This window comes from Nostoc sp. UHCC 0251, assembly GCF_034932245.1.
GTDB lineage: Bacteria > Cyanobacteriota > Cyanobacteriia > Cyanobacteriales > Nostocaceae > Nostoc.
The window spans coordinates 1-20,012 of the sequence record NZ_JAYGHD010000357.1 but is presented as its reverse complement, the minus strand read 5'-3'; the positions used below and the strand labels follow the sequence as shown (position 1 = coordinate 20,012).

22 protein-coding genes are annotated in these 20,012 nt (G+C 41.7%); 12 read left to right on the top strand and 10 right to left on the bottom strand.

Going from position 1 to position 20,012, the window contains the following annotated elements:
- Window positions 1-397 precede the first annotated feature (397 nt).
- From VB740_RS30255 to VB740_RS30230, 6 genes are all read left to right on the top strand, one after another.
- The gene (locus tag VB740_RS30255) at window positions 398-1,837 is read left to right on the top strand and encodes a hypothetical protein (protein ID WP_323203533.1); all 1,440 of its coding nucleotides are present in this window, start codon (window positions 398-400) and stop codon (window positions 1,835-1,837) included.
- Between the two features lie 296 nt (window positions 1,838-2,133).
- Window positions 2,134-2,733 (top strand): macro domain-containing protein, encoded by a 600-nt coding sequence (locus VB740_RS30250; RefSeq protein WP_323203532.1) that lies wholly within the window; start codon window positions 2,134-2,136, stop codon window positions 2,731-2,733.
- Window positions 2,734-2,791: 58 nt separating this feature from the next.
- Window positions 2,792-3,565, top strand: coding sequence for a nucleoside phosphorylase (locus VB740_RS30245; protein ID WP_323203531.1), 774 nt, complete (start codon window positions 2,792-2,794; stop codon window positions 3,563-3,565).
- A 281-nt stretch (window positions 3,566-3,846) separates the two neighbouring features.
- Window positions 3,847-4,425, top strand: coding sequence for a retropepsin-like aspartic protease (locus VB740_RS30240; protein ID WP_323203530.1), 579 nt, complete (start codon window positions 3,847-3,849; stop codon window positions 4,423-4,425).
- A gap of 110 nt (window positions 4,426-4,535) precedes the next feature.
- Entirely contained in the window at window positions 4,536-4,928 is a 393-nt protein-coding gene (locus tag VB740_RS30235) for a carboxymuconolactone decarboxylase family protein (protein ID WP_323203529.1), read from the top strand.
- A gap of 39 nt (window positions 4,929-4,967) precedes the next feature.
- Window positions 4,968-5,786, top strand: coding sequence for an alpha/beta hydrolase (locus tag VB740_RS30230; RefSeq protein WP_323203528.1), 819 nt, complete (start codon window positions 4,968-4,970; stop codon window positions 5,784-5,786).
- A 128-nt stretch (window positions 5,787-5,914) separates the two neighbouring features.
- On the opposite strand, the gene VB740_RS30225 is transcribed toward VB740_RS30230, so the two are convergent.
- The 3 genes from VB740_RS30225 to VB740_RS30215 all read right to left on the bottom strand — a co-directional run bounded on the left by VB740_RS30225 (window position 5,915) and on the right by VB740_RS30215 (window position 9,156).
- Window positions 5,915-6,490, bottom strand: a complete 576-nt coding sequence (locus VB740_RS30225) for a single-stranded DNA-binding protein (protein WP_323203527.1) — start codon at window positions 6,488-6,490, stop codon at window positions 5,915-5,917.
- A 269-nt stretch (window positions 6,491-6,759) separates the two neighbouring features.
- Window positions 6,760-8,016: an FAD-dependent oxidoreductase gene (locus tag VB740_RS30220; protein WP_323203526.1), complete on the bottom strand. Its 1,257-nt coding sequence runs from the start codon at window positions 8,014-8,016 to the stop codon at window positions 6,760-6,762.
- A 297-nt stretch (window positions 8,017-8,313) separates the two neighbouring features.
- Window positions 8,314-9,156, bottom strand: coding sequence for an MBL fold metallo-hydrolase (locus VB740_RS30215; protein WP_323203534.1), 843 nt, complete (start codon window positions 9,154-9,156; stop codon window positions 8,314-8,316).
- A 260-nt stretch (window positions 9,157-9,416) separates the two neighbouring features.
- On the opposite strand from VB740_RS30215, the gene VB740_RS30210 reads away from it, so the two are divergent.
- A complete protein-coding gene (locus VB740_RS30210) occupies window positions 9,417-9,683 on the top strand; it encodes a Precorrin-3B methylase (protein ID WP_100897963.1) in 267 nt (88 codons plus the stop codon).
- Between the two features lie 102 nt (window positions 9,684-9,785).
- Window positions 9,786-10,610 (top strand): alpha/beta hydrolase, encoded by an 825-nt coding sequence (locus tag VB740_RS30205; protein ID WP_323203525.1) that lies wholly within the window; start codon window positions 9,786-9,788, stop codon window positions 10,608-10,610.
- Between the two features lie 271 nt (window positions 10,611-10,881).
- Here the strand turns inward: VB740_RS30205 and VB740_RS30200 are convergent, their stop codons facing one another.
- Window positions 10,882-11,052 carry a hypothetical protein gene (locus tag VB740_RS30200; protein WP_323203524.1) on the bottom strand — a complete coding sequence of 57 codons (171 nt, stop codon included), beginning with the start codon at window positions 11,050-11,052 and terminating at the stop codon, window positions 10,882-10,884.
- Between the two features lie 283 nt (window positions 11,053-11,335).
- Between VB740_RS30200 and VB740_RS30195 the strand changes: the two genes are divergently transcribed.
- The 3 genes from VB740_RS30195 (at window position 11,336) to VB740_RS30185 (ending at window position 13,902) form a co-directional block, all read left to right on the top strand.
- Window positions 11,336-11,518 carry a hypothetical protein gene (locus VB740_RS30195; RefSeq protein ID WP_323203523.1) on the top strand — a complete coding sequence of 61 codons (183 nt, stop codon included), beginning with the start codon at window positions 11,336-11,338 and terminating at the stop codon, window positions 11,516-11,518.
- A 273-nt stretch (window positions 11,519-11,791) separates the two neighbouring features.
- On the top strand, window positions 11,792-12,487 hold the full coding sequence (locus VB740_RS30190; RefSeq protein ID WP_323203522.1) for a pentapeptide repeat-containing protein: 696 nt from the start codon (window positions 11,792-11,794) through the stop codon (window positions 12,485-12,487).
- Between the two features lie 224 nt (window positions 12,488-12,711).
- Window positions 12,712-13,902 (top strand): transposase, encoded by a 1,191-nt coding sequence (locus VB740_RS30185; RefSeq protein WP_323203521.1) that lies wholly within the window; start codon window positions 12,712-12,714, stop codon window positions 13,900-13,902.
- A gap of 36 nt (window positions 13,903-13,938) precedes the next feature.
- Here the strand turns inward: VB740_RS30185 and VB740_RS30180 are convergent, their stop codons facing one another.
- From VB740_RS30180 to VB740_RS30165, 4 genes are all read right to left on the bottom strand, one after another.
- Window positions 13,939-14,919, bottom strand: coding sequence for an aldo/keto reductase (locus VB740_RS30180; protein ID WP_323203520.1), 981 nt, complete (start codon window positions 14,917-14,919; stop codon window positions 13,939-13,941).
- 354 nt (window positions 14,920-15,273) lie between these two features.
- Window positions 15,274-15,777, bottom strand: coding sequence for a hypothetical protein (locus VB740_RS30175; RefSeq protein WP_323203519.1), 504 nt, complete (start codon window positions 15,775-15,777; stop codon window positions 15,274-15,276).
- Between the two features lie 5 nt (window positions 15,778-15,782).
- Window positions 15,783-15,902 carry a 30S ribosomal protein S21 gene (gene rpsU, locus VB740_RS30170; RefSeq protein ID WP_416290934.1) on the bottom strand — a complete coding sequence of 40 codons (120 nt, stop codon included), beginning with the start codon at window positions 15,900-15,902 and terminating at the stop codon, window positions 15,783-15,785.
- Window positions 15,903-16,034: 132 nt separating this feature from the next.
- Window positions 16,035-16,337 carry an RNA recognition motif domain-containing protein gene (locus VB740_RS30165; protein ID WP_190899630.1) on the bottom strand — a complete coding sequence of 101 codons (303 nt, stop codon included), beginning with the start codon at window positions 16,335-16,337 and terminating at the stop codon, window positions 16,035-16,037.
- A 360-nt stretch (window positions 16,338-16,697) separates the two neighbouring features.
- Between VB740_RS30165 and ilvA the strand changes: the two genes are divergently transcribed.
- Window positions 16,698-18,209, top strand: a complete 1,512-nt coding sequence (gene ilvA / locus VB740_RS30160) for a threonine ammonia-lyase, biosynthetic (protein ID WP_323203518.1) — start codon at window positions 16,698-16,700, stop codon at window positions 18,207-18,209.
- A 118-nt stretch (window positions 18,210-18,327) separates the two neighbouring features.
- On the opposite strand, the gene VB740_RS30155 is transcribed toward ilvA, so the two are convergent.
- Together VB740_RS30155 and VB740_RS30150 are read right to left on the bottom strand one after the other, a co-directional pair.
- Window positions 18,328-19,368, bottom strand: a complete 1,041-nt coding sequence (locus VB740_RS30155) for a hypothetical protein (RefSeq protein ID WP_323203517.1) — start codon at window positions 19,366-19,368, stop codon at window positions 18,328-18,330.
- A 10-nt stretch (window positions 19,369-19,378) separates the two neighbouring features.
- The gene (locus tag VB740_RS30150) at window positions 19,379-19,624 is read right to left on the bottom strand and encodes a hypothetical protein (protein WP_099099597.1); all 246 of its coding nucleotides are present in this window, start codon (window positions 19,622-19,624) and stop codon (window positions 19,379-19,381) included.
- Between the last annotated feature and the right edge of the window lie 388 nt (window positions 19,625-20,012).

The window sequence follows — 20,012 nt, the reverse complement described above, 5'->3', positions numbered from 1 at the left end:
CTATGCTGTATAAGGTTTTGAGCTATTTAGGGCTTTATTAAGCGACAAGTCTAATTTATGATTTGGAGCGTGATAGGCATTGAGCGTAATCTCCATTTCAGTTTACTGAAGAAGCGGTTCTGGGAATAATAGCAATGCTACCTGTGAAGCTGGTTCTATCTAGAATAACCACAGCGATGTCTGGCGACAAACAGTTTCTCTACGTTCCCTGCCGAATCTTGCTTCGACTTAGAAGTATGCGTCTACACAAAAAGTACCCTTGAGTGTACTATTCACTGCCCAATCCTATATTCCATGCTAAGAATGATGTGGATACAAGCAGCAACTAAGTAGGTCAGCGAGATATTTACTAACCCTATTCAACACCTATAAATTTTAAAAAATAATTGGAGGCAAAATGGTTTCTAATCAAAATATAACTGACAATAATTGGAATTTAGATGAAAGTAGGGCACTGATTCAGGCGCTTATAAAGGATTTTTATAAAAACAATTTTAATAATTTTGTCGATCCAATTAAACAAGAGGAATTAGTAGCGGCAGGAAGAGAAATATCTCAGATTATTATATTGTTTAATAGGCTTCAAAAACTCATTAATAGAAATACGCCACAAAATATTTGGTGGGACAAAATACCAAGAATAGTTCTACCTGATAATAGGGATAAAATTCAAAAAGAACTAGCTGAACTATCTAAAGCTTTAATATTTGCAATAGAAGCTTTGCATGAATCATCATCGAATATAAATATTGCTCAGGCTATTAGATTTGACGTTGAACAAATTGTTTGCAAATATGAACATCCTCTAACAGGGTTTATTATCAACCCATTTTTATCAGTCCACCGTTCTCCATCAACGACGACTAAAGTAATTTTTGGACTAATAAGTGCGGTTTTTATATATGGAGGAATTACTTCTTCTTCTATAGCCGGACTTTGGATTTTTTCAGAAGTTGTTAATTATTACAACAATAATAATTATAATATCAACAAGAAAGCATTACAAAATGAAATAAAAGAGATCCAAAAATATACAGATAGCCGGGTAGAGGCTATTCAAAGTAAAGCTGAACAACAAAATCAATCAGAAAACAACAATTCTACTCCTGATGCTAATAGGTTAAAACAAAGCAAAGAAGAAATTAAAGAATTAGATATAATATCACAAAAAAATGCAGAATTTAAAAGTACAGAGTTAACAACATTAAATAGTAATCTTGCTGAATTAAATGCACAATATAGCAAAAGGCAATCCGTAAATGCGAAGTATAATGAATTTCTTCTCCAATTAAGTTTAGCTATTTCAGCAGGAACATTAGGTAGTATTATCAGTATTTTAATCAGAATTGAAGAATTTCAGAAGAAGAAATATTCCGATCCACTAACTCCATTCCTTGTTGGCGCTTTTAAACCAATGATCGGAGGAGCATTTGCCGTTTTGTTTTTAGCCTTGATTAACTCTGGAATAATATTAATGTTTATTAATCCCAGCGTTTTTAAGCTAAATCCAACTACCAATGAACAATCTTCTCAAGACCAACAAAGGTCTCTAATTTTTGTAATAGCATTTGTTGTTGGTTTTAGTGAAAGACTTGCAAAGGATTTTATAGGCAAAGCAGAAGAAATAGCAGGAGGTAATCGAGATAGCCCTGAATATCAACCAATTGCTCATGAATTAGCAAGCGATGTAGATAGTTTAAAGATGTTGCCAAATACACTAGCTAGTAACGGTTTAAAAAATAGTGCAATACCTTCAAATATATTGCCAATTCAGCTAGATAGTACTGATTTGCTAAATGATGCAGATGATTCAGACCGTAACACAGGCGATCGCTAATTTCAACTGTAGTAATCCTATCTTATTTGTGAAAACTTGTGGTGTCCAATTCCCGGACTTCTCAGAGAAGCTTACTTATAAAGACAGGCAATAAGAAAGCAGAGGGATAAAGGATGAGTTCTCGGTGAATCATAAAATTTCTTTTTGCTTAAACGACAAACAGTCACCGCCAACATTGTAATATTTTTGTATTTAAAGGTAATACTAAAAATGTACAGGTTAATAATTCAGAGAAACAGTTGATGTTTGCCCTCGCTGACGTTTAAAATAGGTATTCAAGCGGAGGAAATGAAAGCTTGAAACTGATATTGGTAGCTCCCGACTCTTTGTTGTGTGCAGCCTTTCAACAGCATTTTAATTACTTACCCAATGTAGAAATAGTAAATAACTATTTCGAGTGGTTGCCAGATTTTGATTGTATGGTCAGCCCTGCAAACTCTTTCGGAATGATGGATGGTGGCATAGATGCGGCAATTATCCGTTTTTTCGGTCATTCCTTAATGGTAAGAGTCCAGCGGCGCATTCTTGAGGATTATTTGGGTGAACAGCCTGTGGGAACATCAATGATTATGGAAACAGGTCATCACAAGCATCCTTTTCTGGCTCATACACCCACTATGCGAGTTCCGATGATCATTGCTGGGACAGATATTCCTTATATAGCGATGTGGGCTATGCTGTTAGCAGTTCGCCAGCATAATCAACACGCTAGGCAAAAAATTAACACCATTGCCTGTCCTGGATTGGGTACAGGAATAGGGCGAGTGCCATATACTGAAGCTGCTAGACAGATGGCATTAGCTTACGATCATTTTCTGTACCCACCCAAATCTCTCAATTGCATAGTTGCGGCTGAAAGACAACTTCAGATATGGGAAGGAGGAGATTTACTCTAGGAAAATAAAAATCACCCTAGCATAGTATTGTGTTAGGGCGATCGCTACTCTCAATTCTATGTCTAGTAAACGCTTTTATCACATTGGCTTTGAACAAGACGATTTAGGTTCATTGCCTCCCAGCATTGCCCTATTATCTGGCGACCCGGAGCGATCGCACCTAATTGCCCAAACTTATTTACAAGATGTCCGCTTGTTGTCAGAAAACCGCGGACTTAATAGCTATGTGGGATACTTACCAAATGGTCGCAGCATTTTATCAGCTACAAGTGGTATGGGTGCGCCTTCATTAAGTATTGTTGTGAATGAGTTAGTACAAGTAGGAATTCGGCAAATAATTCGCATTGGAACTTGCGGAGCAATTCAACCCTATATACCAGTCGGTAGCGTTGTTATTAGCAGTGCAGCATTGTGTCGCCAAGGTGCAGCAAATGACATTGCGCCTGTGGAGTATCCAGCCGCAGCTGATCCTTTTCTCACAGTCGCCCTAGTGGAAGCCGCGCGAGAATTAGAGGTTGAACATTACATAGGAATTACGGCATCAGTTGATACTTTTTACGAAGGACAAGAACGCACTGATTCAGCGAATCCAAATTTAATGCGATCGCTGCATGGTATTACAGAAGAATATCGACGCTTGAATATCTTGAATTATGAGATGGAATGTGGCACCCTGTTTAAAATGGCAGGAGTCTATAATTTTGCAGCAGCAGCTATTTGTGGTGTAGTAGCTGGTCGTACTGTTAGTGAAGATATCATCTTAGAAGAAAGGGATATTGCTGTTAAAAATGCGATTACAACTGCTGTACATGCAGCAGCAACTCTTGAATAAGCTAACAAACTTCTCTTATCTAACTTCTTAATCTACCAGATTTAATATGCTCTAAGTAGTTTTATCATGTCTTTACTTAATCTTTAATTTATTAATCAGTAATTTTAGCTAAGATGTATTGAGTAAAATGCAATTTTATATTACAGAGGCACATAAATAAAAAGTAAAAACATCACTAAATAAATTGAAAATACAAAAAATAGGTAAATAGTCTAGACAATACTTATAACAAAAACTTTATCTATTAAAACATATTAGCAAAATTGGAGAAAATATATAACATGAAGAATGCTTGGAGGCGTTGGATTACGACCTTTAACTTAGCTGCAATTGCACTAATGCCGACGCTGTTATTTTTAGCATTCTCTCAGCGGGCAACAGCAATAGCTGACGATCCAGGAGCATGTTACATGGTAACCTCCTCTGGTAAAACCGTTGGATTGGAAAGGCTTTGTGGCAATATAGGCAATGTAATAGCCGCACCTTCAGACAAAAGAGTTTTTCGAGTCTCAATTAAACGCCGCTTTGGTGGAACTCCTGTGATTGACGTCACCTTCAATGATAAAAAAACCTTTGAAATGATTGTAGATACAGGTACTAGCGTAACCATTATCACGCAGGATATAGCAAACACACTTAAACTCCAAGCAACAGGTACAATGCAAGCTCAAATTGCCGATGGTAGCAACATAGAATTCGCAACTAGTAAGGTAAAATCTCTTGCAGCAGGTGGAGTTACAGCCAATAATCTTCAGGTTGCGATCGCACCAAAAGCAAACATCGGCTTATTGGGTCACGATTTCTTTGGCAGCTATGATATTAAGATTCTGGAGAAAGAGGTCGAATTTCATCACCGCTAATCTTCGCAGGTAAAAACGTAGTATCCTACATTTTGGTATCTAAAAAATAAGTCCAAAATCATGAGGAGAAATCCCATAGGATTATTACTTAGCGGAGTGATTGTCAACTGATGACTAAGCTGATTGAATACGAAGAAGCCAGCGACGAAGTACGTGCAGTATATGACGACATCCGCGCTACACGCCAGAATGACTATATCAATAACTTTTGGAAAGCTATAGCCAATAATCCTCCTACCTTGCAACGGACTTGGCAAGCAGTTAAGGAAGTTATGACCAGTCCTGGTGAGATTGATCCACTGATGCGCGAACTAATTTACATTGCCGTGAGTGCGACAAATGGCTGTGAGTACTGCATAGCCTCGCACACAGCGGCGGCGCGTGCCAAGGGCATGAATGATAACATGTTCGGGGAAGTAATGGCGATCGCAGCCACTGCCAATATGACCAATCGCCTTGCCAACGGCTATCAAATTCCGGTGGACGAGAGATTTAAGACGTAGGAGTGTAGCCTTGTCTAGGGACTTGCAGAATTATTGACTATGCCAAAGCTTCAGATTAACGGGATTGATTTGTTCTACGAAATTAAGGGAACGGGTGAGCCTTTGCTATTAATAGCTGGCTTTCTTTGCGATCATGCCTATTGGTCGTTGCTCATGCCATCCCTGATTTCGCAGTATCAAGTCATTCGCTTAGACAATCGAGGTATGGGACGAAGTTCTGCTCCCGAAAACCCCTATAGTCTGAAACAGATGGCTAGTGACGTTGCAGCATTACTCGACCACATTGCGATCGATAAGGTGCATTTAGTAGGTCATTCAATGGGTGGTCAGATAGCCCAAGAGCTAGTGTTAGCACATCCTGAAAAGGTACAAAGTCTGATGCTAATTTCATCGTTGGCAAAGGGTGATGGATTGTTTAAAAGCATCATTGAGACTTGGGGCGAACTCTGCGGTAATGTAGACCTGAAACTTTATGAAAAAGTTGTATTACCCTGGATATTTACAGATACTTTTTACTCGATTCCTGGGATGATCGAAGGACTGATCGAATTTGCAATCAGATATCCTTTCCCACCTGCAACTCATTCACTTTTTCATCACAGCCAAGCTATGCTTGACTTTGACACAACAGACCGCCTAGAACAAATTCATTGTCCTACCCTAGTTCTAGTTGGTAAACAAGACATTCTCACCCCGTTAAAGTTTTCTCAGGAGCTTGCTCAAGGTATTCCCAATGCTGAACTTGTAGTTCTTGACCGTGGTGGTCATGGTTTCTTAATTGAGTCGCCGGATGCTGTGGTTTCAGCCATGCTTAACTTCCTGGGGAAGTTGAAGTCAGCTTACACTAACGTCACGTGAGTTCGGGATAAGAAAGGGAGTAGGGAGTAGGGAGTAGGGAGAAAAGGGAAAAATTCCATACTCGCTCCCCCTACCCCCTGCCCCAATTCCTCTTCCACTTCCCCCGCCTCTTCGTTCAACTATCAACTTTAGAAAGGAATATCATCTGGATCTGGTTCTTCCTCTTTCACTGCTGGATAAGGGGTTCGCTCATAATTTGTGCGTTGGGGTACGGGTTCGTAACTTGTCGTTTGGGGAGCAACGCCAACAGGATTTGCAGCCGGGGTAGGCGCGGGACGTGGTGACTCGTAACTAGGAACGTCTTTCTGTGGAGGACGAGATGCTGAAGATGGTTGTCGGGAAGCAGTTTCCGTGAATGATGGAGTTACGCTTGCTGAGGGCAATGGATCAGTATTAAAACTGCCTCCAACAGGTTGAATTTGTTGCACTGTTAATTCAGCGCGTTTTTCTTTAAAACCTTCTTGACGATCAACAGTATTCATGCTTAAACGTCCTACCAAGATGACGCGATCGCCTTGGTGGTAGTTTTGCTGAATTTCTGTCGCTAAATTCCCCCAACCGACAACTTTCAGGGTGGCTGGCGGATCTTCTGGTTTCTGGGAATTCGGAAACTGCACCAGCATTTCTGTGACTCCCAGATTATCTGCTGTATAACGCAGTTGCGGCTCGTTAATAATTTCTGCCATCAAAACGCAGCTGTTCATTAAAATTCCTCCTGACTGCAAAAAGTACTGATTCAAAAAGAGGGGGTTTTTCTATGTAGTGCCAATTAATATCTAGATATGTTTAATTGTTTGCATTTTTTAATAATGCCTGAGTTTTAGTCATTTCTAGCATAAAAGCCAAGCGATCGCTTTGAACAGCATTAAATATGCTACTCGCTACCTTCGCTTGACTAAATGAGCATTGGATTCTGCATTGAGTAGTATGATTGTACCACTACTTGATGAAATAGAAAAATCCTTGGCAAAAGTTAAGTCTTGACGTGAACTGGAAAAACACCCAAGGCAATCAACCTGCCTGGAAGGTCACGCAAGAAGGGTAAGCGCAAAAACGCAGGTGGTACAAAGGTGCGATTTGAGATCAGAACCGGGGCAAACACCCGTTTCTGGATAAAAGTTTGAAACGCCTGAATGATGCGTGTGGGCAACTCACGTTGACGCTGTACTTTTGCTAGGTCGCTAAGTTGTACTTGTCCGTTTTTGAGCGGTTTGCTGAGTACATTCGCCGCGACTACAGCATCTTGAATTGCGTAATTAATGCCAACTCCACCAACCGGCGACATTATATGAGCTGCATCACCGATGAGTAGCAAACCTGGATGATACCAGCGTTTGACGCGGCTGGATTCGACTGAGAGAAAAGCTATTTGTGACCAATCATGTAAATTTTGGATGCGTTGCTGGAATTCTGGCACCACTTCGACAACAGATTTTTTTAATTCCTCCAAACCCGCAGCCCGCAGTTGTTGATAGCCTCCCTTGGGGATGACATAGGCAAGTTGCCACTCATCACCACGGTCAAGCATGGCAATGATTTTACCTTGACCAAAGCGCCCCATTCCCCCTTCTGGGTCTTCTGGCTGACGCGGTAGGCGAAACCAGAGGATGTCCATTGGTGGCGAGGTTTCGATTGACTCAAACTCACCCAGGTGGCGTAAACGTGAGTGGCGACCGTCTGCACCCACTGTCAGTATTGCCCGAACTTCATGCCAGCCACCGCCTCCCCGATAGCGGACACCTTGAATCACGCCATTTTCGGCAATTAATTCTTGCACATTCGCGCCCATGACCAGATGGAAACTAGGATATTTTTGTGCTTCTTGGGTGATGAACTCCAGGAATTTTACCTGGGGAAGCATCGTAATGTAGGGGTAATGGGTTTTCAGATGACTAAAATCTGCCAATGTGACAGTATCTTCAGGAGTTTTAAACCTAATTTGGCGCATCTTGGCATGGGGAAGTTTTAGCAAGCGATCGCTAAGTCCCAATTCTTCCATAATTTCCATCACTGATGGATGAATCGTATCGCCGCGAAAATCGCGATCGAAGTCTTTGTGTGCTTCCAGCAGCATCACAGAAATGCCTTGACGCGCTAACAACAGCGCCAACACTACTCCTGCTGGCCCCCCACCCACAATGCAACAATCTGTGGTTTGTACGTCTACAATGTCATGGATAGGATTAACACTTGGGTTTTGGGAAAGATTTTGAGGTACATCGGTAGTCATAACAACTCCTCTTGACATCTCTAAAATTCAGAGTAGTTCGCTTTTGATGGTGCAAGCTGTTTTTTTAACTTTTCGTATTTACATATAGGAATCCGCTTTGATTTTTGAGTTTATTTGCGTGGGCAGGCAAGAGGCAAGAAGGCAATAGGCAATAGGCAATAGGCAAGAAGGCTTTTTGAGCTGTACGGAGTTTTTTCACGCAATCAAGTTTGAGGTAAGCGTGTTAAAACTGATCAACGCATCTCGGTTGAACCTTGAAAACCGTATAATTTCGTTGAGATGCGTCGAGTTTTTGAGCTAATTGAAGGCTGTTGAGCGTGAATCGTCTTTCTGCAATTGCGAATTATTTTGGTCAGCGAAAGTTTTGAACTCGATAGCATCATGGCTACAAAAGAGGCGCACTTCACTACTGTGGTCGAGCGATAACGCACGTAACTTTTCTTGATTATCAAGTCGAGCCTTTCGGTCTACCTCCATCATCCATTGGTAGGCACGTAGACCAGGTGTGCAAACTCGTTTAGGAGAGCCGATTTCATGTCGATAAAAGTAAGCATCGCCTGCATGTAAGAGCCAGCCTTCGGATGTCTCAATAGCGATACCTGCATGACCCCGTGTGTGACCGACGAGCGGTATTAGGAGAATTTCGGGCGGTAGCCCTTCGAGATTACGTACTGCCTCAAAGCCGAACCAAGGTTCACCACCAGCCGAATAATACTTCCAATTTTTTACTTCGTCCCACTGACCAGGGCGGTAACGTTGCGATGAGACAAAGCCGTGCCGTTCCTTGGCTGCTTCAATCTCACTGAGCATTACATGCACGGTAGCTTCTGGAAAATCTTCCAACCCGCCTGCATGGTCAAAATCAAGGTGAGTAAGAACTATGTGGCGAACATCGCGCGGATTTAAACCGAGCTGCTCAATAGCCGCAACCGCCGTGTATTTTTGTTCAAACTTGATGCGATTCAAATTCATGAAAAAGGGGCTAAGTCTTGATAATGGCGCTTGGATATCGCGCTGACCGAAGCCTGTATCTACGAGAACGAGTCCCTGATTTGTCTCGATGAGCAGACAGTGACAGACGAGACAGGCTGTTAGCCCACGACTAAAACCGTCGAAGAGTGCCCCACCAATCGGGCACATACAACCGCAATTAAGATGATGAATACGCATAAATTATTCTACCGAGCATCAATCTCTTTTAAAGACGAAAAAATATGAAGCATCAACATACTTAGGAGTGAACAAATTTATGTTTTCAGAGGATTTGATTACTGAGTTACTTTTGCTGCCTCAGTCTAAAGTTTAGTAAAATCGATTTGCAGGTTTGACTTGTTTGGGTTGCAATTGTGAGAATGAGTCTGACTCGCTACGATCGCATTAGAAATTTATCGCATCTGAGTATGGCAAAGCAGGACGCTCCACTCACAGGAGAAGCGCTGATTAAGGAAGTCTGTCGGCGGATTCGGGTAGCCCGCAGCTATTGGGATGCTCATAATAACGCTGCTTGTCGGGGTGAACGCGATCGCGCAATCTTCCTTTACAATACACTGAGCAAGGAACAAAAAGAGCAGATTCCGCAAGTATTGCGGGTATGGCTGCGCTATCGTAGTGAGAAGTATTTTGGGGCACACCGAACACCGCCCAAATCGGCACGAAAATCAAAATAGTTTTTGTTGGGTATGATATCTCAGTACATCACAGCTACAGCTAGTAAAAAAGCCTTTTTTACTGGCTGTAAATCAAAAGCTTTACCCTAAAAATAAAATTTCATGGAAAAACAGCAACTTATAAAATTGCTAATTGGTGATTTGACTTGGCAACGATTGCTTAAATCTTTAATATTTATTTATATATTTTTTGCTGGATATGTATATTTTCGTGCAGATAGCATGATTTTTCTGTCTAAACCTTCTAGCTATCAGGATAATCCAGGAATTCTGAAGTTAAAAAGCGGAGAAAATACAAATATATCAGCTACATACTTATTGAACAATAAAGCTGATTATACTATTCTTTATTCTCATGGTAATTCTGAAGATTTAGGAGAGATAAAACAGATCCTAGAAAAATTACAAGCTTGGGGTTTTAGTGTCTTTGCTTATGATTATCGTGGTTATGGTACGAGTCAAGGACAGCCGACAGAAAGTCACACTTATGAAGATATCAATAGCGCTTACAATTATCTAACGCAAAATTTAAAAATATCACCTGAAAGAATTATAGTTTTGGGGCGCTCGGTTGGCGGTGGTTCTGCGCTAAACCTGGCAATGCGTAAACCAGTAGCTGGCTTAATTCTTGAAAGTTCGTTTATTTCCGCTTTCCAAGTAATAGTACCATTTCGGATTTTACCTTTTGATAAATTTCCCAATCTGGACAATATCAAAAAAGTCAAATGCCCGATCTTGGTGATTCATGGAAAAGCAGATGATATCATTCCTTTTGCTCATGGAGAAAAGTTATTTAATGCTGCAATATCTCCAAAACTTTATTTGTGGGTTGAAGAGGCAAATCATAATGACTTATTCTGGATAGCTGAAGAAAAGTATCAAAAAACTTTGCAAGAGTTTACTAAGCTTGTAAAGGCAAATAAGTAGTGGAGGGAGGCAATAGGCAATAGGCAATAGGCAATAGGCAATAGATTTTTTTGACGATAGTAAAACTTAAGTATCTTTTCTGTTCCCCGCTCCCTGTTCCCTGCCTCTACCAGTGATTCAGAAATCAAATCGGATTACGATAGGACTCATATTTTATTTTTTAACAAGTGTAAGTATAGCTCAAAGAGGCTTCTTAACTGTTGCCTATTGCCTATTGCCTTTCTACGCAAATAAGTCCACAAATCAAATCGGATTGCTATATATGTGTTTTCTAGTAAATTAATAACCAGTTGTAGTGAAGCGATGACCGAGCGCTGTAAGTTGCCTGAAAAGATGTTCTACAGCGTTGAGTCAACAACTGGCGATTTGTGGAGGTACTGAGGCATAGGGTAAACCATTCCTCGTGTAACCTTTGGGCTGTTGCGTTCTCTTGATATCTCATTTAAACTGCAAAACAGAAACCTGTAATGCCAAATTGGCAGAATTTTTCTATCTTGAATTGAAGTACTGCCGTCACTTCAACTTTTTCTTAAAGAACGCATGGAAAGAGTTGCTGGCAGTATGGGAAACTCTGCCGGCTCAATAGATAACTTTTAGCAAAGTTCGTTAAGCACGTACAATTTAGGTCGGTTGTTACGCACACCAGTCTGATTGTGATTAGTCATAATGTAGTGTAGTAGTGCAATATATTGCACTGTTACAAAAGCTAATTACAGAGGTAAACTATGTTTCCTTTTTGGGGTAGTACTTGTTATGGAAGCGAACCTATTTCGCACAAAGCTAGCTTAGAGCGGAAATTAAAATTCTTGATTTGGATGCGAGATGATTTAGAGTCTAAACTAGCTGGCATTAATGCTTCTATTGAAACCATTCGGCAGCAAATAGAACGCTCAGACTCAGCGGCTTAGAACTTAATTCTTGCAGACTTTGTACTTAAGCCGATTGTAACTCCTTGATGACTGGGCGCTGTAGATGGGCTGCATCAGTGTTGTAGGGCTGTGTGCAGCGCCCCGTCATTAACTGGCGTACAAAATGAAAAAGGAACTTCAGTCTTTTGTGCTGGCAGCTGGTGGAACTACCCTTGAATAAATAATTAAAGACAGAGGTAGAGGTAAGCAAACTTTAATAATATCTTGAAGTTAGAGCCGTAATCCTGAATTAACGCGCCAAAAATTATAGAAATGAGACATATTAACTCGATTGGTTGGAATAGCTGGTTAAAACGGCACAAAGATTCTATTTTGCTATTTGACTCAATCGCTGCCGCTACTGAGATTGCCCCTATGCTTAACGGTCAGTGGGATGGCTGCAATGGTGTGATAATGGCTACGTGTGATGAGGTAGCTGTTGACACTGCTAGCAAACTATTAGAATCTGCATGGTGTTATCAAGGCGCATCAAAAGCTGTTTTAGGCAGAGCAGCAACTGATGAAATTTTACGCCGTTATGCAATGGGAGAAAGAAATTTTATTAATGCTAATTTGAGGTGTGCAGTACTTGCATCAGCGAAACTGAGTGAAATTAACCTAAGTTATGCAAAGTTGAGTTGGGCAGACCTAAGTCAAGCCAATCTAAGTAAAGCTGATTTAACAGCAGCAGACCTAAGTGAAGCTAATTTAAATGGAGCCGACCTGAATAAGGCAAACCTGATGAGGGCAAACCTCACCAAAGCAGACCTGCAACTAGCAGATATGAGAGGGGCTAACTTAAGTAGCGCTAACTTAAGTGAAGTTAACCTTACTGATGCAGATTTAACAGGAGCTAATCTATCGCTAGCTGACCTCAGAGGAGCAAATTTTAACTTATGCAATTTGAGTGGGGCTAATCTAACAGGTGCCAAGTTAATTGAAAGTGACTTGGCTTTTGCTAGACAATAAGCACGCTGGGAAATGATTGGACTTAGGCGCAATTTGCTTAAAGATTCATATTTAAATTCAGCAACGTTGGAATTTTACGAGCCGTGAAGCGTAAAGCCCCCGTTATTCATGCGGAGGATATAAGCGAATGGCTGAATTTATTCAGTCGTCAAGATTGTATAAAGTTTTTCAACCTTCCTAGTATCTTATACCAAACTTGGTAGTATAAGGCAGGAGGTAGAAAGATGCTAGTTTTTGAATTCAAAGCTTATGGGAAGTCGGCACAATTAGTTGCAATAGACGATGCAATTCGGACTGCTAAATTCATTCGTAATAGCTGTATTCGGCTATGGATGGATGTTAAAGGTACGGGCAAAAACGATTTGCAAAAATATTGTGCTGTACTTGCGGCTAATTTCCCCTTTGCTAATGAACTCAATTCAATGGCTCGTCAAGCTAGTGCTGAACGAGCTTGGTCTTCTATCTCTCGATTTTATGACAACTGCAAAAAGGGTATTCCAGGTTTAAAGGGATATCCCCAGTTTCAAAAAGATTGCCGTTCTGTTGAGTACAAAACTTCAGGATGGAAGCTTGCAGACAATCGAAAATCTATAATCTTCACCGACAAAAAAGGCATTGGAAAATTAAAACTTAAAGGTACTCGTGATTTGCACTTCTACCAACTTAACCAGATTAAACGGGTGAGATTGGTAAAACGCGCAGATGGTGTCTATGCTCAATTTTGCATTGATGTAGACCGTTGCGAGAATATAGAACCAACTGGTAATACAGTTGGGCTAGACGTTGGACTTAAGGAATACTACACCGATTCTGAGGGGGCAAGCTTAGTGAACCCTAAATTTCTTCGTATCGGAGAGAAGGTTCTCAAGCGTTCACAACGTCGAGTTTCTAGAAGAGTGAAAGGCTCAAAGAATAGAGGCAAGGCTAGACAGATTTTAGGTAAACGCCACCTCAAAATAAGTAGGCAACGTAAAGACCATGCAGTGAAACTTGCACGGTGCGTAGTTCAGTCGAACGACTTGATAGCCTACGAAGATTTGAGGATTAAAAATATGGTAAAAAATCACTGTTTAGCTAAGTCTATTAATGACGCATCTTGGTATCAGTTCCGTGTCTGGGTTGAGTACTTCGGTAAAGTATTTAAACGTGTCACGGTTGCGGTTAATCCGCAATACAGTAGCCAGCAATGCTCTAGCTGTGGTGAAGTTGTTAAGAAAACACTATCTACTCGAACCCATGTTTGTCAGTGTGGTTGTGTCATGGATAGAGATGAAAACGCAGCTAGAATTATCCTTAGTCGGGGATTGGGTACGGTAGGGCATATCGGAACCTCTGCGCTAGACGTAGGCAACGCTTGCGGAGATGAAACCTCTACTCTTGTTGGTGAAAACCTGCAAGAGCAAGTTATGTCTTAGATTCAAGAATCCCTGTTCCCTTCAGGGCGGGGAGTGTCAATTAGTTTGAAAGATATTTTGTACCATTTTTTTACCTGCATTCGCCGCCGCCCTATCCAACTCTACAACCTCACTGGCGTCTAATTGCCAACCTAATGCACCAATATTCTCCCTCGCCTGTTCGACGCTTTTTGCTCCAGGGATGGGAATGGTTCCTTTACAGATGCACCAATTAATTGCTACCTGTGACATAGTTTTGTTTCTGGACTGTGCCACCTCTCGCAAACATGCCAAAAGCGATCGCATTCCTGGTAATATCTGCTTAAACAACAGACCTCGGATGCCTTTGGGCAAAGGGCCTTGCTCAGAGTATTTTCCAGTCAGTAGTCCCAAAGCTAGAGGGCTGTAGGCAATCAATTTGATTCCCAACTCATCACAAAGGTCTTTGAGCTTTAGTTGGGTGACAGGATATGTAGACAATAAAGAGTACTGAACTTGCAGAGTAGTAATAGGAACGCCTCGTTCAGCAAACTTTTTCTGCACTTGCTTAAGCCGTTTAGGCCCATAATTGGATAGTCCCACTCCCTTAACCAGTCCTTGCTCATAGACATCGGCAAGACCATCTAACAGCCCTTCCTCTTGCCAAGGCGCATAATTTGCTGTAGACCAGTGCATCTGTACTAAATCTACGTTTCTTCCCAAACGTTGGGCAGATGATTTACAAGCCCCTACCATTGATTGGCGTGTCCATCTCCACGGGTAAGCAGCAAGCTTAGTCGCAATACAAATATTTTCTTTACCTGAACCTATATATTCTCGGCTGAATCGTCCCAGAAGTAGCTCACTGCGACCATTCAATCTCCCAGTTCCGTAAGAATCACCTGTATCAAATAAAGTTACACCATTGCTTACACAAAGGTTAAAGACCGCTTGCAACTGGTCATCCATACTTTCGTCATATCCCCAAAGCAGTTGGTTGCCCCAGGCCCAAGTCCCGCAGCCCATACTTGGGAGGAAGAGTTTTTGGAGAGTCTGCATCTTTGCTCTCTGTAAATTGCTTTATTAATTATCAGGTATATAGGAGACGCGCGAGTAGAGCAATCCTATTTGAGTTGTGAAATTGGCAGGGAATAGGGGATAGGCAATAGGCGATAGGCAATAGGCAATAGGTAACAGATTTTTTTCACGAATGATTTAGGATTGCCATAGCATGATTAGCAAGCAAATGAAGAGAACCTTTTAGCACTTGTGCAACATTGCATATTTTGTTTTAAAAATTTATAAAGGTTTGGGATGTTCCCCAAAGTAGGCTTGCTACTTTCCTTATTGGGCAAATTTGGCCAAGCACATATATTTTTAGTCGGTTGCTAAAAGAGCGATTAGCACCAGCCATTAAGATATTGTCGAATTTGTCAGGAGCCAAGCTTTTTGAGTCCATGCGTTATTAAATAACCCAACCTTTGGCACTTCTAATTCAAATGAATGAGGTGGTGATTGTAGCAATAAGGGCGAACCTTTGTCATGAGCCTCAACTAAGTTAACTATCCAGGGAAGAAAGTCTAAGATTTCATTTGGTAGTACAGTTAGTTCAAAGTCCCACATTAAATTAAGACCTCGGCAAACTTGTCCTTTTCTGAATGTCGTGATTCTACCAGCACTCTTGTTAATAGCCAATCGAAGAATGAATGGGCGGAATGGGACAAATTCATCAGGTGCTGTATAAGCGTATACATTTATGTAGTTCAGTCTCTGCCTATGATCCATCCAAGATGCGATCGGTGAATTACTACTATAAGATGTACCAGTTATATTTACCGGCATCTTCATAGCAGCAGCAAACTTAGAGTAGAACTCACGCCTTAGTTCGCTAACAATATGTTTAGCTTCTGGGTTCATGATTACTATTCAAAGTGGCGATATTTTCTGATATCTGGAAAAACTCCCGCCTTGGATAATTCTGGCTTAAATCGACGTAACGCCGATGCAATCTCTTCATTTTCGTCTAGCATTATTTGTGTCATATTATCAATTTCTACTAAATTGGCTTAGTTTGTGGTTGGGTTGCGCTAGATACTCCAGTCAACCAAAGCACAAAAAAGGCAGACGCCTTGTCTGCCCTCAAGACTTTAGAATTAAATTTTTAGTTTTAGACCTTAATAGCGGCGAGAGGAACCACCATCACCACCTCGTCTACCGCCAGAGGAACCTCCGTCTGTCTTGGGCTTGGCTTTATTAACTTTTAAGCTCCGACCCATCCACTCAGCAGTATCAAGGGCCTCAATCGCTGCTGTTTCTTGTGCGTCTGATTCCATTTCTACAAACCCGAAACCTCTCATCCGGCCGGTTTCTCGGTCAATAGGTAATTGAACATTTTTTACTGTTCCGTATTCTGCAAAGACGTGCCGGAGGTCATCTTCTTTAACCTCATAAGATAGGTTACCGACGTAAATTGACATAAAATGTCTCCAGAATCAGGGATGTAGAGATTTAGATCCGGAGAGGTCTGTAATACAGGTATATATAAAAACAAACTACACAGCCGAATTTAATCTTTCACGGATACTTTAACATAAATTGAGAGATATAAATACTCAGACAGTTAGCGAAACTCGTTTAAAATAAATCTACCAGCGATCGCACTGAATTGAAGGTTACTAAAAAAAAATCAATTACTGAACTTATTTCTCTTTAAACAGTAGTAATTTGTAAATTTTATTCACTCAAAACTTTGAGAGAGTGTAATTAAATAAAACCAGTGCGATCGCTTGTAACGTAAAATTAGTTTCCATCCGGCATTTGCTAACACCTTGACGCCCATGTTTTGCGACTACCTTATCCAAATCTTGACTGCCCGTGTGTACGATGTTGCCCAGGAAACACCGCTAGAGTATGCACCAAATTTGTCTGCGCGGCTGAATAATCAACTGCTGCTGAAACGCGAGGATATGCAGTCAGTATTTTCTTTTAAACTGCGTGGTGCTTATAACAAAATGGTGCAGCTACCACCAGATATATTGGCACAGGGTGTAATCGCAGCATCTGCGGGGAATCATGCTCAGGGGGTCGCCCTTGCAGCCAATCGCTTGGGAACCAAAGCGATTATCGTTATGCCAATAACCACGCCCCAAGTCAAGGTGGACGCGGTTAGAATGAGGGGCGGAGCAGTCGTCTTACATGGAAACACTTACGACGATGCTTATAGCTATGCCCGTGAATTAGAAGTAGAAAAAGGTTTGACGTTCATTCATCCTTTCGATGATCCTCATGTAATTGCTGGACAGGGAACAATCGGGATGGAAATTTTACGACAATATCAGCAACCCATCCATGCGATTTTTGTAGCGATTGGAGGGGGTGGATTAATTTCTGGGATTGGGGCTTATGTGAAACGCTTGCGTCCCGAAATCAAGATTATTGGCGTTGAGCCAGTAGATGCTGATGCGATGTCTCAATCACTAAAAGCCGGACATCGGGTGCGCTTGTCTCAAGTGGGGTTATTTGCTGATGGCGTGGCGGTGCGAGAAGTAGGTGAAGAAACCTTCCGTTTGTGTCAGCAGTATGTAGATGAAATTATTCTGGTGGATACAGACGATACCTGTGCTGCTATTAAAGACGTGTTTGAGGATACGCGATCCATTTTAGAACCAGCCGGTGCATTAGCGATCGCAGCTGCCAAAGCTTATGCAGAACGAGAGCAAATCGAGGGACAAACCTTAATTGCTGTAGCTTGTGGTGCAAACATGAATTTTGATCGTCTCCGCTTTGTGGCAGAACGGGCAGAGTTGGGCGAACGCCGCGAAGCAATCTTTGCAGTCACAATTCCAGAACAACGGGGAAGTATTCGCAAGTTTTGTGAATGTATTGGCAACCGTAATCTTACCGAGTTTAATTATCGCATTGCCGATGAAAAAACAGCCCATATTTTTGTCGGTGTGCAAATTCAAAACCGTGCTGATGCTGCAAAGATGGTAGAAACCTTTGAAGCTCAAGGATTTGAAACTCTTGATTTAACCGACGACGAACTTACTAAATTACATCTGCGGCACATGGTAGGTGGACACTCTCCCTTAGCTCACAATGAATTGCTCTACCGTTTTGAGTTTCCTGAACGTCCCGGCGCATTAATGAAGTTTGTTACCTCCATGAGTCCCGACTGGAATATTAGTCTTTTTCACTACCGCAACAACGGCGCAGACTACGGGCGAATCGTTGTTGGTATCCAGGTTCCCCCCCACGAGATGGAAGAGTGGCAAGCTTTTCTCGATAACCTGGGCTATCGCTATTGGGATGAAAACAAGAATCCCGCATACAAGCTGTTTTTGGGATAGGGGAGTGGGGAAGAGGTAGAGGGGCAGGGGGCAGGGGGAGCAGGGGAAGCAGGGGAAGCAGGAAAAGAATAACTATTAATTATTGACGAATGCCCAATGCCCCATGCCCCATGCCCATTTAACGAGAACTACCCTCCAATATCATATTGGAGTCCCAAGTATAGAAGCCGATTTGGTTAGGAACCCTAGAGAATCTGCCTGTTCGATAGCCTCTAGATAATTCATTCAGCACCTTATTTTTGACCTCTCGAAGTTGCTGAGAATCTAGTTCTCCATAAATTCCGGCGATGACTTCAGCAACGCTGAAAACTTTACCTGGATTTTCTTCAAACAGAGAGGTGAGGGCATCAATTAAGAATTGACCCTCAAAGGCTTTGAGCATCGGTACTGCTTTTGTTGGGGGTACGAAAGGCTTCTTGTTTTTGTTTTTGTTGCTCCTAGAAGAACCATTGCGGTTACTTGGGGCGACCAAACTTAAATCCAGAGTATAACAACCTGGCTCATCAGGAATAGTTACCCAGTAATTCCTTTCTCTGCCTTGGGTGAGGGAAGATTGAACCCTACCTTTAACTACTTTGAATAGATTGGAATCTAATTCTCCATAAAGCGATCGCACGATAAAATCGATATGACATACAGTACCTATCTGCTCTTGCAATAGCTGTTTTATGGCTTCCATTCGGGAAACAGCGTGATTATACTGAGGTAGCATGGGGACTTCTGCCACCTTTGTTGAACTATCGTTGTTCTCTGGGGCGATCTTTGAATCTGGCGATGTAGTTGAAGGTTGACTCTCTTTTGTATCAACAGCAGCAGAAAAGGAATTATCGATCTCAACCAAGTCTTTGTCTGTAAGTTCTGACTGTACAGACTCCACCAAGTTGATTTCGTCGATGTCATCAAGAGGTGATAAAAACGGCACAGATCCTTCTTGGGAAACACTTGAGGTTTCATCAGCTGCCGTCAGTCTTGATATTTGCTTGCTGCTATCAGAAAAAGACCAGTTAGACAACAACGCTTCTACATGATCGAGCTGCGATCGCGCCTGCACAAAGAGGCGTTCATACTCTTCTGTAAGGCGAGCATAATAATCTCGCAGTTCCAACAGTGGTGATAGAAAAGTGCCTGGAGGTGGTTCTAATTGTCCGTTTTGAGTCATAAGGCTTCAATTAATTTAAATCGATGTCACTTTTGTAAGACATTGCTCTGGGTTTTGCTTTGTGAGATGCTGGTTGGGATTTCTTAGGCGGTTGGGGAGGGCGACATCTCTCGCAATATAAGGGTCGAGGCCCGAAAGTCTCGCGCTTTGTCAGATCGTTACACTCTTTACAGACAAACTGGAAAACACGAGTATGAATCTGTCTTTTGTGCGCCCTGACAGTATATTCCCTAACATCAATGAATTTACTTGCCATAATCAGGATTGTGAATTGCCGTCGTATCAATGTCCTATCAATATAGCTATTCAAGCAAATCAAACTGCATCAGTGTGTGTTTATGTAGAAGTTTTATTCAAATCAGTGAATTTGACGCCTAGCATAAAGTGCAGATGAGCAACTTGAGAGTTAGCTATTGACTATCCTCTCAGCATATAATTGGTGATGAGCAAACACTAGTACTATTCCTTAGGCGCAATAAATTTGCATCGCCATCATCAGAGAAATTGGTGATGGGCAAGTACAGGATTATTCACTTTCACTGCTTGTCAAGCCAATTTATCGTCAGTGTGTCTGCATTGGTAAAGTTTGCGGCGTTGCTGAATTAAAGTATGAATCTGGATGTAGAGACGTAGCAGTGCTACGT